We start from the raw sequence: 13,228 nt of genomic DNA, 5'->3' as shown, positions 1-13,228 counted from the left end.
GCGGCATGGCGCGGATCGTGGTCGTCGGCGCCGGGGTGGGCGGGCTGGCCACCGCCGCCCGGCTGGCCGCCACCGGGCACGAGGTCACCGTGCTCGAACGCGCGGACACGGTGGGCGGCAAGCTCGGCCGGTACGTCCACGACACCCCGGCCGGCCCGTTCCACTTCGACACGGGGCCGAGCCTGCTCACCCTGCCCGACGTCTTCCACGACCTGTTCGAGGCGACCGGCGCGAAGCTCGACGAGTACCTGGACCTGGTGCCGGTGGACCCGATCGTGCGGCACGTCTTCCCCGGCGGCGGCCCGGCCCTCGACTCGTGCGCCGACCCGGCCGAGTTCGCCGCCCGGATCGGCGCGGCCTTCGGCGACCGGGCCGCGGCGGACTGGCAGCGGCTGTGGCGCCGGGCCGCGCGGGTCTGGCAGGCGTCGCACCAGGACGTCCTGCGCCGCCCGATCGGCTCCCCGCTGGACCTGGCCGCGCTGGCCTGGCGGCTGGGCGACCTGGCCGCCATCGGGCCCGGCCGGACGCTGCGCGGGCTGGGCCGGCGACACCTGTCCGACCCCCGGCTGCGGATGCTGCTCGACCGGTACGCCACCTACACCGGCGCCGACCCGCGCCGCGCGCCGGCCGCGCTGGTCGCCGTGCCGTACGCCGAGCTGGCCTTCGGCGGCTGGTACCTGCGCGGCGGGCTGGGCACGCTCGCCGACGCGCTGCTGACCCGCTGCCTGGACCTCGGCGTGGTCGTGCAGACCGGCGCCACGGTCACCCGGATCGACGCCGCGGGCGGCCGGGTGCACGGCGTACGCCTGCGCGGCGTCACCGCGCCGGTCCCCGCCGACGTGGTGGTGGCCAACGTCGACGCGCTGACCCTCTACCGGGACCTGCTGCCCAGCCCGCGCCGGCTGGCCGGGCTGACCGACCGCAGCCTGGCCGGCTTCGTGCTGCTGCTCGGCGTCGCCGGGAGCTCGGGGCTGGCCCACCACACCGTGTTCTTCCCCCGCGACCACGACGCCGAGTTCGACGCGGTCTTCGGCCGGCCGGGGCGTGGCGTGCGCGCCCGCCCGGCGGCGGACCCTACCGTCTTCGTCACCGTGGCCGACGACCCGGTGGTCCGTCCGGCCGGCCACGAGGCGTGGTTCGTGCTGGTCAACGCGCCCCGGCACGGCACCGCCGCCGGCGCGGTCGACTGGCGCCGGCCCGGCCTCGCCGAGGCGTACGCCGACCGGGTCCTCGACGTGCTGGCCGAGCGCGGCGTCGACGTGCGGGACCGGCTGGTGTTCCGGGAGGTCCGCACCCCGGCCGACCTGGCCGACGCGACGGGCGCCCCGGGCGGGGCGATCTACGGCACCGCCGGCGGCCTGCTCCGCCCGGCCAACCGGGGTCCGGCGCACGGGCTGTGGCTGGTCGGCGGCTCCAGCCACCCCGGGGGCGGCCTGCCGATGGTGACGCTCTCCGCCCAGATCGTCGCCGACGAGATCGGCCCCGCCTGGTAGGGCCGGCTGATGTAAGGAAGGGCACCTTCTTAACGCCTGAGGTAGAGGAAGGGCCCCTTCCTCACACCTCGGCAGCCCGGTCAGCCGGCGTCGATCAGGGCGCGGCGGACGGCGGAGAGGAGCTGGCCCAGCCCGAAGCCGGCCAGCAGCACCCAGACGGCGGTCGCCATGGTGATGGTGCCGGCCGCCAGGTCCGGCTCGATCAGCCCGGTCAGCCCGGCCAGCAGGAGCCCGACCAGGGCGACCGAGACCCGGGTGGGGCGCTCCCCCACGGTCACCGCGCCGATCTCCCGCATGCCGGCGGAGACCGCGCGGGCGCGCACGTACTCGTGCAGCCAGGAGAGCGCGCCGGCGGTCGCGACGAGCGCCCCGGGCGCCCCGATCAGCCAGAACGCGGCCAGCCAGGCGACCTCGCCGAGCCGATCGGCCAGCGAGTCGTAGACGTAGCCGAGCCGGGTGGTGCGGTTCGTGGCCACCGCCACCGCGCCGTCGACGCTGTCCGCCACCGCGGCGAGCAACACGAACAGCGCCCCGAGGAAGGGGCCGTTCTGCGGCCGTACGGCGAACAGCGGCACGCAGGCGCAGAGCAGCACGCCGACCACGGTGACCGGCGTCGGGCCGACCCGCAGCCGGCCCAGCACGAACCCGACGTGGTAGGCGAACCGCAGCCAGGCGCGGACGACCGGGGCCGCCGCCCGCGGGTCGAAGCCCCCGTGCAGCCGGGCCCAGGCCGTGGCGTACTCGTCCCAGTTCAGCTGTGTGCCCACCACCGATCAACCGTCGCAGCGGCGCTCAGGTGTCGCGGCGTGTGCGGTCACACCCGCGCGCCGACCTGGAGGTTGTGCCAGACCTCGCGGGTCGCGGTGGAGCGGTTGAGGGTGATGAAGTGGATCCCCGGCACGCCCTCGTCGAGCAGCCGCCGGCACATCTCGCTGGCCTGCTCGACGCCGAGCCGGCGCACCGCCTCCGGGTCGTCGGCGATCGCCGCGAACCGCTCGGCCAGGGCCGGTGGGAAGGGCGCCCCGGAGAGCTGCACGGAGCGCTCGATCGTGCCGATCTGGGTCACCGGCATCACTCCGGCCAGGATCGGGGTGTCGCAGCCGGCCGCGGCGACCCGGTCGCGCAGCCGCAGGTAGTCGTCGGCGTCGAAGAACATCTGGGTGATCGCGAACTCGGCGCCGGCCCGGCACTTGCGGACGAAGTGCTCCGTGTCGCTGGCCACGTCGGGCGAGCGCGGGTGCTTGTACGGGAACGCCGCCACCCCCACGCTGAAGTCGCCAGCGTCACGCACCAGGCGGACCAGGTCCTCGGCGTAGAGCACGCCCTCGGGGTGGCGGACCCACTCGCCGCCCGGGTTGCCCGGCGGGTCGCCCCGCACGGCGAGCACGTTGCGCACCCCGACCCCGGCGAGCCGGCCGATGACGTGGCGCAGCTCGGCGACGGAGTGGTCGACCGCGGTCAGGTGGGCCATCGGCAGCAGGGTGGTCTCGGTGGCGATCCGCTCGGTGACCGCGACCGTGGTGTCGCGGGTCGACCCGCCCGCGCCGTAGGTGATCGAGACGAACGAGGGACGCAGCGACTCCAGCTCCCGGATCGCCTGCCACAGCAGCCGCTCGCCCTGCTCGGTCTTGGGCGGGAAGAACTCGAACGAGAAGGTCGGCTGGTGGTCACGGATCAGCTCCCCGATCGCCGGCTGCGGATTGGGGAGGACCGAGGGAAGACCGAGCGCCACCCCACGACTCTAGCGGGCGGGGCACGCCGCGCCCGAGACCTTCCCACAGCGGGGGACGCCGGCCGCGCGGGTCGACGCGCCCCCACCGCACCGGGACCGGGCGGCCGGCGCCGGTCGACGCCCCGCCCTGCGGTTCGGGGGCCGAACGGTCCGCGCGGGGGCGGTGCCCGAGCCGCAGGGCGCCGACCACTTCCCGGCCCCGCCTGCCGGGAGACGGGTCGCCGGCGCGGAGCGGCCCCGGGTCCGCCCGGCCGGGGCCGGAAAGCGTCGTACCCCCGGAGTAGTCATGGTGTAGCGCGGGGCGGGCCGGCCGGAGGTCGACCTGTCGGGGGCACGCGCGGGGGTCAGCCTTCCACCGGTGACGCACGGGTCCCGTCCGGGCCTGCGCCGCCGCCCGCGCCGACGCCCCGCCCGGAGGACCGATGACGCCGCCCCCACCCGCTCCGCAGCTGCTCGGGCCGCTGTTAGCCCAGCTCCGGCTGGCCCGGGGCTGGAGCCAGTTGCGGCTCGCGGTCGAGCTCTGCGCCGCCTCCGGGGTGCCGACGCTCAGCCGGCACGAGGTCTCCCGGTGGGAACGGCAGCTGCGCGTCCCCGGCGAGTTCTGGCTCGGCTGGCTCGCCATCGTCCTCGCGGTGCCGCTCGACCTGCTGGCCGACGCCGCGGCCCGCACCCGGCGTCTCGGTCCGCCGCCGTCCTTCGGCGGGTCCCGGTCCCGGGCGGCGCTGCTCGCCCTGGCCGAGCGCTGGCTGGTCGACCCGCGCGCCGCGCTGCTGCCCGGCGCGCCCGCCCGACCGACCGACGACCCGGGCGACGCCGAGACCTGCCCGGCCGGGTCCGGGCAACCGGCCGACGACCGGGACCTCCCGGTCGGGTCCGGCGCACCGCCTCGGGTCCCGGCCCGGCCGGCGGCTCCGGTGGTGGCCGAGGGCCCCGGGCCCCACCCGGCCCGGCCTTGTGCCCGGCCGGTGCGGCTGGCGGAGCTGCGCCGGCTCGACGACCTCGCCGGCGGGGCCGACCTGGCCGGGCTCGGGGCGTACCGGCTGGGGCGGGCGGTGCGGGCGTTGGCGGGGTGCGGGCCGGCCGCGCGCCGCCGGCTGCTGTCCGAGCTGGCCGAGTCGGCCCAGCTCGCCGGCTGGCTCGCCGCCGATGCCGGGGACGCGGCCGGCGCGCTGGACGCCTACCGGTTGGCGTTGCGCGCCGCCGCGACCGCCGGTGACCCGGCGTTCGCCGGGCACGTGCTCGGCTCGGCCAGCCACCTGCTCGCCGGCGTGGGCGACCCGGAGGGCGCGCTGGTGCTGGCCCGCGCGGCGTACACCGGGGCGCGGCCGTGGGCCACCCCCGGCCTGCGCGCCCTGCTGCTGCACCGGGTGGCGCTGGCGGCGGCGGCCGGGGGTCGGGCCGGGGCGGCGCGGCAGGCGCTCGAGGCAGCCCGCCGCGTGACCGACGCGCCGGAGCCGGGTCGGGAGCCGCCGTGGCTCTACTGGCTCGACAGCCTGGAGCTGGCGGCGATGGCCGGGCGCGCGCTGGTCGCGCTGGGCCGGCCGCGCCCGGCCGAGGCGCCGCTGCACGCCGTCCGGCAGCCCGGTCGCCCGCGCACCTCGGCGATCTACGGCGGCTGGCTGGCCCGCGGCTACCTCCAGCTCGGCGAGGTGGAGCGGGCCTGCGCCGTGGCCGGCGAGGCGCTGCTCGACGCGGTCCGCGCCGGGTCGCCCCGGGCGCTGGGCCACCTGGCCGAGGTGCGGCGGCGGCTGGCCGGGCACGGCGACGAGCCGGCCGTCCGGCGCTACCGGGCGCTGGTCGCGACGGCCGGCCCGTACCTGCCCCGCCCTGGGTCGCCGCCCGGACCGGGCGGCCGGCGGGGTCCGGCGACGCGTTCGGCGCGTCGGGCCCCCGGCGGTGCGGCGGGGTCGAGCCCGACCGGCTAGCGTCGTGGGGTGACCCACGCTGCTCCCGTTTCCCCGGTCGACCGTGCCGGGCTGCGTCAACGGATCGACAAGGCCCTGGCCGAGTTCCTGGCCGGCCAGCGCACCTGGATGACCGGCGTCGACGACGCCCTGATGCCGGTCGCCGAGGCGATCGAGGCGTTCGTGCTGGGCGGCGGCAAGCGGCTGCGGCCGGCGTTCGCCTACTGGGGCTACCGGGGCGCCGGCGGGGTGGACTCCGACCAGGTCGTCACCGCTCTCGCGGCGCTGGAGTTCGTGCAGGCCAGCGCGCTGATCCACGACGACCTGATGGACCGCTCCGACACCCGGCGCGGGGAGCCGGCGGTGCACCGCCGGTTCGCGGCCCGGCACCAGGCGGCCGGCTGGGGCGGCGACGCGCACGGCTTCGGCGACGCCGCGGCCATCCTGCTGGGCGATCTCTGCCTGGTCTGGTCGGACGAGCTGCTGCACTCCTCCGGGCTGGACCCGCGCACGGTCGCCCGCGCCCGGCCCGTCTTCGACGAGATGCGCACGGAGGTCACCGTCGGCCAGTACCTCGACGTGCTGACCCAGGCCACGGGCGACACCTCGCTGGAGCGGGCCGGCAAGGTCGCCCGCTACAAGTCGGCGAAGTACACGGTCGAGCGGCCGGTGCTGCTCGGCGCCGCGCTGGCCGACGCGCCGGCCGAGGTCGTGGCGGCGTACTCCGGGTACGGGCTGCCGTTGGGCGAGGCGTTCCAGCTCCGCGACGACGTGCTGGGGGTGTTCGGCGACCCGGCCCAGACCGGCAAGCCCGCCGGCGACGACCTGCGCGAGGGCAAGCGGACCTATCTGGTGGCGGCGGCCCTGGAGGCGACGGACGAGGCGGGGCGCGAGCTGCTGCTCGGCGGGCTCGGCGATCCCGGGCTGGACGAGACCGGGGTCGCCCGGCTGCGAGAGATGATCAGTGACAGCGGCGCGCTGGCGCGTACCGAGCAGCGGATCGCCGCGCTGACCGACACCGCGCTGGCGGCGCTGGCCACCGTCGACCTGGAGACCGAGGCCCGGCAGTCCCTGGTCGACCTGGCCATCGCCGCCACCCGCCGCACGGACTGACCGCGCCCCACCCACCCACGCCGCCCGCCCCACCCCACCCACGCCGCCCTGCGGTCGTCGACTTGCCCAGACCCGGCCGGCCGGCCGGCCGGCGATCTTGCACGTTCGGCCCGCGTTTTGTCCCGTGCGCCCGGAAATGCCGGGACACAAAAGTACAAGATCGCGGGGGTGGAGGGCGGGGAGGGGGCGGGAGGGGCGGGCTAGAAGCCGAGGGCTTGGGCGCGGCGTTTGATCTCGCGGGCCTGGTCGCCGGCGAGCGCCTTCGCCGGGGTGGCGCCGGGGAGGGTCTCGTCCGGCTCGTAGAGCCAGCGCAGCGCGGCCTCGTCGTCGTAGCCGGCGTCGGCCAGCAGGTTGAGCACGCCGGGCAGGTGCTTGAGCACGGTCTTGTTGGCCACCAGGTCGGTCGGGATCCGGCGGACGCCGTCGCGGCGCACCGCGATCAGCTCGCGGTCCCGGATCATCTGGTGGACCTTGCTGATCGACACGTCGAGGCGCTCGGCCACGTCCGGCAGGGTCAGCCAGTCGGCGGCGTCGGCGGGGCCGGCGGTCTCGGGGGCGGGCACGGCCCGGTCGGCGGGTACGGAGTCGGTCACCCGACCACCCTGCCATGCCCCGGCCGGCCGAAACCAACGGCACCCCGATGAGGTGGCTGAGCAGGTCGGACAGGCGGCGCGAGCGCGACGGGAAGGCTCCCGTCGTAGCCCGGCTGTACCATCCTGTTCAACCTTCACCCTCCGGGCACATAGACTCCCTGCCGATGGACACACAGGTCGCCGACACGTTGCTGGGCTCGCTGATCGACGGGCGCTACCGCATCCGCGGTCGCGTGGCTCGTGGCGGCATGGCGACCGTGTACACCGCCACCGACGAGCGCCTCGAGCGCACCGTGGCGGTCAAGATCATTCATCCGTCCCAGGCGCCCGAGACCCAGGCCCAGGCGGCGGGCTTCGTGGCGCGGTTCACCGACGAGGCGAAGACGATCGCCCGGCTGACCCACCCGAACGTGGTCGCGGTCTACGACCAGGGCACCCACGCCGGCCTGCCCTACCTGGTGATGGAGTACGTCCGCGGCCGCACCCTGCGCGACGTGCTCGCCGAGCGGCGCCGACTCGACCCCGACGAGGCGCTGGCCATCGCCGAGCAGATGCTCGCCGCGATCGCCGCCGCACACCGGGCCGGGCTGGTGCACCGCGACGTGAAGCCGGAGAACGTGCTGGTCGCCGAGGCACCCACCGGCGGCACGGGCAACCTCGTCGACAGCGTGGTCAAGGTCGCCGACTTCGGGCTGGCCCGGGCCGTCGAGGCGAGCGCCGACGACGAGAACGGCAACCAGCTGATGGCCACGGTCGCGTACGTCGCCCCGGAGCTGGTCACCGAGGGGCACGCCGACCCCCGCACCGACGTCTACTCCGCCGGCATCGTGCTGTTCGAGATGCTCACCGGCCGGGTGCCCTACGACGGGGACCGGCCGGTCGACGTCGCCTGGCAGCACGTCGACCGGGACGTCCCGGCGCCGTCGACGCTGGTGCCCGGCCTGCCGAAGGTGCTGGACGACCTGGTCGCCCGGGCCACCCGGCGTGATCCGGGCGCCCGGCCGACCGACGCGGGCGCGCTGCTGGCCGAGGTGCAGGTGGCCCGGGACGACCTGGGCAACGCGAACACGCGTACCGCCGTGTTGCGCCGGGTGGCCGACGAACCGGCGGTGTCCCAGCCGACGATGGTGGTGGCGGCGGTCCAGCCGGTCGAGCGGCCGGCCTGGGCCCGGCTGCCCGACGGCGGCGCTCCGCGGGCGGGCCGTCGCCGGGCCGCCGCGGCCGAGGAGGACGAGAGCCTGGGGTCGCGGCTGTCCGCGCTGCGCGGCCGGGTGATGGGCGACCCACGGGGCCGGATGGCGGTCATCGCCGCCCTGGTGGTGTTGGGCCTGGTGGCCGCCGGGGGCGGCTGGTGGTTCGGGGTCGGCCGCTACACGGTGGCGCCGCAGTTGGTGACCCTGAGCAAGGCCGACGCGGAAGCGCAGGCCGCCCGCGCCGGCTTCACCCTCGCCTACGCCGAGCCGCGCTACGACGAGAAGGTCCCGAAGGACGCCGTCCTGGCGCAGGATCCTGTCTCCGCCACCCGCATCGTCAAGGGCGGCACGATCACGCTGACCCTTTCGCTGGGGCCGGAGCGTTTCCCGGTGCCCGACGTGGTCGGCAAGGAGTTCGAGCTGGCCGAGGCGGATCTGCTCGACGCGAAGCTGGTGGTGGCGAAGGGCACCGCCCGCTACGACGACAACCTGCCCGCGGGCGTCGTGGTGGACACCAACCCGAAGGTGGGCACCGAGGCCAAGCCGGGCGACAAGGTCACCGTGATCCTGAGCAAGGGCAAGGCCCCGATCTCGGTGCCGAACCTGGTCGGCAAGAGCCTGGCCGAGGCCCGGACGATCCTCGCCCAGCTGGGCCTGGTGCTGGTCGAGCCGCCCACCTACAAGGACTCCGACAAGCCCAGGGACGAGGTCCTCGGGCAGAGCCCGGCGGACGGCACCGGGGTGGAGCGGGGCGCCAAGGTCAAGCTGGAGATCAGCAAGGGCCCGCCGCTGGTCCCCGTGCCCCGGGTCATCGACCTGCCGTGCCAGCAGGCCAAGCAGGTACTGGAGAGCCAGCAGTTCCCGGTGGTGATCCAGTTCAACCCGAACGGCATCACCCGCTTCCAGAACCCGCCGGAGAACACGCAGGTGCCGCCGGGCACCCAGGTCACCATCGGATGCCTGTGACGATGCCGGACACCACGAGATGACGGCGCAGGACGGGACGGCGGCGCAGGACGGGACGGCGCAGCACCGGCCGGTCGGCTCGCACACGCCCACCTCCGGCGGCCTGGCGAAGGCGGCCCTGCCGTACGCCGACGCGGCCGGCTCGCAGGTCGTGCAGGTCTACGTCTCCAACTCGCGGGGCTGGGCGCTGCCGGCCGGCGACCCGGCCCAGGACACGCTGTTCCGCGACGGCTGCGGCGAGCGGGGCCTGCCGGTCTTCATCCACGCGTCGCTGCTGGTCAACCTCGGCTCCCCCACGGCCAACACGGTCGAGCGCTCGGCGGAGACGCTGGCCCACGCGCTGCGCCGGGGCCGGGCGATCGGCGCCGAGGGCGTGGTCTTCCACGCCGGCAGCGCGGTCGACGAGAGTCACGCCGACGCGGCGATGCGGCAGCTCCGCGAGACGCTGCTGCCGCTGCTCGACGAGGCGGAGGCGGCGGGCGGCCCGCGGCTGCTGGTCGAGCCGAGCGCGGGCGGCGGCCGGTCGCTGGCGTCCCGGGTGGAACAGCTCGGGCCCTACCTCGACGCGGTGGACGGCCATCCCTGGCTCGGGGTCTGCTTCGACACCTGCCACGCCTGGGCCGCAGGGCACGACCTGGCCGCCGAGGGCTGCATGACCGCGACGCTGGACACGCTGGTGGCGACGGTCGGGGCCGGGCGGCTACGGCTGGTGCACGCGAACGACTCGAAGGACCTGTGCGGCTCGACCCGGGACCGGCACGAGAACATCGGCAAGGGCACCATCGGCGAGCCGGCGTTCGCCGAGCTGATGGCGCACCCGGCCACCGCCGGCGTCCCGATCGTGGTGGAGACCCCGACAGAGAAGCACGTCGGCCACGCCGCCGACATCGCCACCCTCAAACGCCTGCACCCCTGAGACGTCGCCCGTCCGCCCCGGTCCGGACGGGCCGGAGCTGGGCGGAGTTCGCCCACGGCGGCCCGGGCCCACGCGCCGCGATCCCCCCAGGCGCCCGGGCATCCCGGACGCGCCGTGGCCTCCGTAACGGCTCGACCCCGCGTGCCCGCGCCGGGCGTCAGCCCCTGAGGATGCGGGTGACGACCTCGACGGCCCGGTCGATGCCGGCGTCGTCGACGTCCAGGTGGGTGACCAGGCGGGCGACACGAGGGCCGAGGACCGACACGAGGACACCCTCGGCGCGGGCGGCGGCGGCCAGGGCGTGCGCGTCCAGCGGCGCCTTCGTCAGGTCCAGCGGCACCAGGTTGGTCCGGACCGCGCCGGCCAGCACCCCGAACGGGGCGATCGCCTCGGCGAGCCGGGCCGCCTTCGCGTGGTCGGCGGCGAGCCGGTCGACGTGGTGGGCCAGCGCGTACCGGCCGGCCGCGGCGAGGATGCCGGCCTGCCGCATCCCACCGCCCATCCGCTTACGGATGAAACGGGCCCGCTCGATCTGCTCGGCGCTGCCGACGACCAGCGAGCCGACCGGCGCGCCGAGCCCCTTGGAGAGGCAGACCGACAGGGTGTCGAAGAGGGCGCCGTACTCGGCCAGCGGCACGCCGTCGGCGACGTGCGCGTGCCAGATCCGGGCGCCGTCGCAGTGCAGCGCCACCTGCGCGTCGTCGGCGACCCGGCGCAGCTCGCGCAGGGTCGCCAGCGGGATCACCCCGCCGCCACCCCGGTTGTGGGTCTGCTCCACCGCGATCGCGCGGGTGGGCACCGCCCAGTAGCCGTCCGGGCGGATCATGGCGGCGACCGCGTCCGGGTCGATGTCCGCGCCGACCGCCGGCCACGTCCGGGAGGAGATGCCGCCGTACGCGGCCGCGGCCCCGATCTCGTACGTCACCACGTGGGCGTCGGCGTCGCAGAGCAGTTCGTTGCCGGGCGGCACCAGCAGTTGCAGGGCGATCTGGTTGGCCATCGACCCGGTCGGGGCGAACAGCGCCGCCTCGTGCCCGAAGAGCGCGGCGACCTCGGCCTCCAGCGCGTTGACCGCCGGGTCCTCGCCGTAGACGTCGTCGCCGACCTCGGCGGTGGCCATCGCCTCCCGCATCCCCGGCGTGGGCCGGGTCACGGTGTCGGAACGGAGGTCGATCACGTCTTCGCTCGCGGCTGCGCTCGCAGGAAGCTCAGCCACGCAGCATCTCCGCCACCAGGAAGGCCAGCTCCAGCGACTGCTGGGTGTTCAGTCGCGGGTCGCAGGCGGTCTCGTACCGGTCGGGCAGGTCGAGGTCCTCGATGCCCTGGGCGCCGCCGAGGCACTCGGTGACGTCCTCACCGGTCAGCTCGACGTGCAGGCCGCCGGGGTGGGTCTCCAGGCCCCGGTGCACCTCGAAGTAGCCGAGCACCTCGTCGACGATGCGGTCGAAGTGCCGCGTCTTGTAGCCGTTGGACGACTCGTGCGTGTTGCCGTGCATCGGGTCGCACTGCCAGACCACCTTGGCGCCGGCGGCGGTCACCTTGGCGACGATCGGCGGCAGGGCGTCGCGGACCTTGTGGTTGCCCATCCGGCTGATCAGGGTGAGCCGGCCGGGGATGTTGTCCGGGTTGAGCTTCTCGCAGAGCTCGATCGCCTCGTCCGGGGTGGTGGTGGGGCCGAGCTTGACCCCGATCGGGTTGGCGATGCGGGAGATGAAGTCGATGTGCGCGCCGTCGATCTGCCGGGTGCGCTCGCCGATCCACAGGAAGTGCCCCGACAGGCCGTACGCCCGGCGGTCGGAGACCCGCGTGAGCGCCCGGTCGTACTCCAGGGCGAGGGCCTCGTGGGAGCAGTAGAGGGTGACGGTGCGCAGGGCCTCGTCGTCGGTCATCCCGCAGGCGCGGATGAACGCCAGCGCCCGGTCGATCTCCCGGGCGATCGCCTCGTAGCGCTCGCCGGCCGGCGAGTTCTTCACGAAGCCCTTGTTCCAGTCGTGCACGGCGTGCAGGTCGGCCAGCCCGCCGGCCAGGTAGGCGCGGAGCATGTTCATCGCGGCGGCCGAGTTCGCGTACGCCCGGATCATGCGCTGCGGGTCGGCGGCCCGCGCCTCCGGCGTGGCCTCCAGCGAGTTGATCATGTCGCCGCGGTAGGCCGGCAGCCCGCGCGCGTCGGTCGGCAGCGACCGGGGCTTGGTGTACTGCCCGGCGACCCGGGCGACCTTGACCACGGGCAGCGAGGCGCCGTAGGTGAGCACGATCGCCATCTGGAGCAGGGTGCGGGCGTTGGCCAGCAGGTGGCTCTCGGTGTTGTCGGCGAAGGTCTCCGCGCAGTCACCGCCCTGGAGCAGGAACGCCTTGCCCTCGCAGACCAGCGCGAGCCGCTGGCGGAGCTGGTCGACCTCGTAGGGCGCCACCACCGAGGGCACGGTGTCGAGCACCTTGCAGACCTCGGCGACCCCGGCCGGGTCCGGCCACGGCGGGGTCTGCGCGCGGGGCAGCTCCCGCCAGCGGTCCAGGCCGAGGGCCGCGTCCTCGGCGGAGTCGATGGTCGGGCGGCTGGTCTGCAGCCCCGGGCTGCCCACCGCGGGATGGTTCAGCTGATGCCACTCATGGCGCATGACAGAAAGCGTACGGCGACCGACCGGGCGACCGACCGGCGGAGGGCAGGGTTCCGGCAGGTGAGAGATGACTCACCGGAGCGCAGGTCAGGGCGTCGCGGCCGGAGCCGGGGAGTGGCCGCCCGGCGCCTCGGCGGCGATGCACCAGTCGGCGCCGTCGCGGGTGACCGTGAACAGCAGTGGCCGGGCGACCGTGCGGGAGCCGGCCTTGACCGAGACCGTGGTGCTGACCTCCTGGCCCTGGGGGCCCGGGCGGATGTCGGTGATCTCGGCCTGGGGGACGGTGAAGTGGTCGGCGAAGTCGCCGTTCGGGCCGGTCGCGGCGGCGTCGAAGCCCTCCTGGAGGACGGCGCAGAGCTGGTTGCGGCCGGCCGCGACGTCCTTGGCGGTCATCGCGTCGAGGTACGCCTGCACCCGCTCCCGCGACTTGGCGGCGGCCTCCTCGGCCGGGGCCCGTCCGGGCTTGGTCGCCGGGTCCTCCTCGTTGCCGATGCCGCAGCCGAGCAGGGCGAAGGGCAGGGTTCCCAGCAGTACGGCGCCCGCCGCCAGCCTCCCGTGCGTCGCGCGCATCGCCACCTCCGTCGCCGTGGACATCGAGCCCGTTGAGCGGCGAGTCTGTCACATCGACCGACGTGGCTGGCGGTCCGCCGCGCCCGAACCGGTCCGGGGCCGCCGCTCCCCGTCCGGCGGCGGCGCCGGTCGC

Annotated in this window: 11 protein-coding genes; 5 read left to right on the top strand and 6 right to left on the bottom strand. The window is 75.8% G+C overall.

The genetic code is table 11. From position 1 onward, the window contains the following. The first annotated feature begins 5 nt into the window (after window positions 1-5). Window positions 6-1,493: a phytoene desaturase family protein gene (locus ACZ6Q9_RS13885; protein ID WP_396827464.1), complete on the top strand. Its 1,488-nt coding sequence runs from the start codon at window positions 6-8 to the stop codon at window positions 1,491-1,493. 80 nt (window positions 1,494-1,573) lie between these two features. On the opposite strand, the gene ACZ6Q9_RS13880 is transcribed toward ACZ6Q9_RS13885, so the two are convergent. Together ACZ6Q9_RS13880 and metF are read right to left on the bottom strand one after the other, a co-directional pair. Next, a complete protein-coding gene (locus tag ACZ6Q9_RS13880; RefSeq protein ID WP_393262806.1) occupies window positions 1,574-2,263 on the bottom strand; it encodes a CDP-alcohol phosphatidyltransferase family protein in 690 nt (229 codons plus the stop codon). 44 nt (window positions 2,264-2,307) lie between these two features. After that, complete coding sequence (metF, locus tag ACZ6Q9_RS13875; RefSeq protein ID WP_393262809.1) at window positions 2,308-3,225, bottom strand: methylenetetrahydrofolate reductase [NAD(P)H]; 918 nt, start codon at window positions 3,223-3,225, stop codon at window positions 2,308-2,310. 422 nt (window positions 3,226-3,647) lie between these two features. Between metF and ACZ6Q9_RS13870 the strand changes: the two genes are divergently transcribed. Continuing rightward, entirely contained in the window at window positions 3,648-5,150 is a 1,503-nt protein-coding gene (locus ACZ6Q9_RS13870; protein WP_396827467.1) for a transcriptional regulator, read from the top strand. Between the two features lie 9 nt (window positions 5,151-5,159). Further along, complete coding sequence (locus tag ACZ6Q9_RS13865; RefSeq protein ID WP_396827469.1) at window positions 5,160-6,242, top strand: polyprenyl synthetase family protein; 1,083 nt, start codon at window positions 5,160-5,162, stop codon at window positions 6,240-6,242. Window positions 6,243-6,442: 200 nt separating this feature from the next. Here the strand turns inward: ACZ6Q9_RS13865 and ACZ6Q9_RS13860 are convergent, their stop codons facing one another. Beyond that, window positions 6,443-6,835: an Rv2175c family DNA-binding protein gene (locus tag ACZ6Q9_RS13860; RefSeq protein ID WP_393262817.1), complete on the bottom strand. Its 393-nt coding sequence runs from the start codon at window positions 6,833-6,835 to the stop codon at window positions 6,443-6,445. A gap of 164 nt (window positions 6,836-6,999) precedes the next feature. Here ACZ6Q9_RS13860 and pknB point away from each other — a divergent pair, with 164 nt between their 5' ends. Further along, window positions 7,000-8,994, top strand: a complete 1,995-nt coding sequence (pknB, locus tag ACZ6Q9_RS13855; RefSeq protein WP_393262819.1) for a Stk1 family PASTA domain-containing Ser/Thr kinase — start codon at window positions 7,000-7,002, stop codon at window positions 8,992-8,994. Window positions 8,995-9,013: 19 nt separating this feature from the next. Next, the gene (locus tag ACZ6Q9_RS13850; protein WP_396827471.1) at window positions 9,014-9,910 is read left to right on the top strand and encodes a deoxyribonuclease IV; all 897 of its coding nucleotides are present in this window, start codon (window positions 9,014-9,016) and stop codon (window positions 9,908-9,910) included. 157 nt (window positions 9,911-10,067) lie between these two features. On the opposite strand, the gene ACZ6Q9_RS13845 is transcribed toward ACZ6Q9_RS13850, so the two are convergent. The 3 genes from ACZ6Q9_RS13845 to ACZ6Q9_RS13835 all read right to left on the bottom strand — a co-directional run bounded on the left by ACZ6Q9_RS13845 (window position 10,068) and on the right by ACZ6Q9_RS13835 (window position 13,095). Next, window positions 10,068-11,087 (bottom strand): threonine aldolase family protein, encoded by a 1,020-nt coding sequence (locus tag ACZ6Q9_RS13845; RefSeq protein ID WP_396827589.1) that lies wholly within the window; start codon window positions 11,085-11,087, stop codon window positions 10,068-10,070. A 31-nt stretch (window positions 11,088-11,118) separates the two neighbouring features. Then, a complete protein-coding gene (locus ACZ6Q9_RS13840; protein WP_393262824.1) occupies window positions 11,119-12,525 on the bottom strand; it encodes a class II 3-deoxy-7-phosphoheptulonate synthase in 1,407 nt (468 codons plus the stop codon). Between the two features lie 87 nt (window positions 12,526-12,612). Beyond that, the gene (locus ACZ6Q9_RS13835) at window positions 12,613-13,095 is read right to left on the bottom strand and encodes a hypothetical protein (RefSeq protein WP_393262826.1); all 483 of its coding nucleotides are present in this window, start codon (window positions 13,093-13,095) and stop codon (window positions 12,613-12,615) included. Window positions 13,096-13,228: the final 133 nt, after the last annotated feature.

It is taken from the genome of Micromonospora sp. NPDC049139 (genome assembly GCF_055586845.1).
The sequence above is the reverse complement of the archived record's forward strand: the minus strand, read 5'-3'. Positions and strand labels throughout refer to the sequence as shown.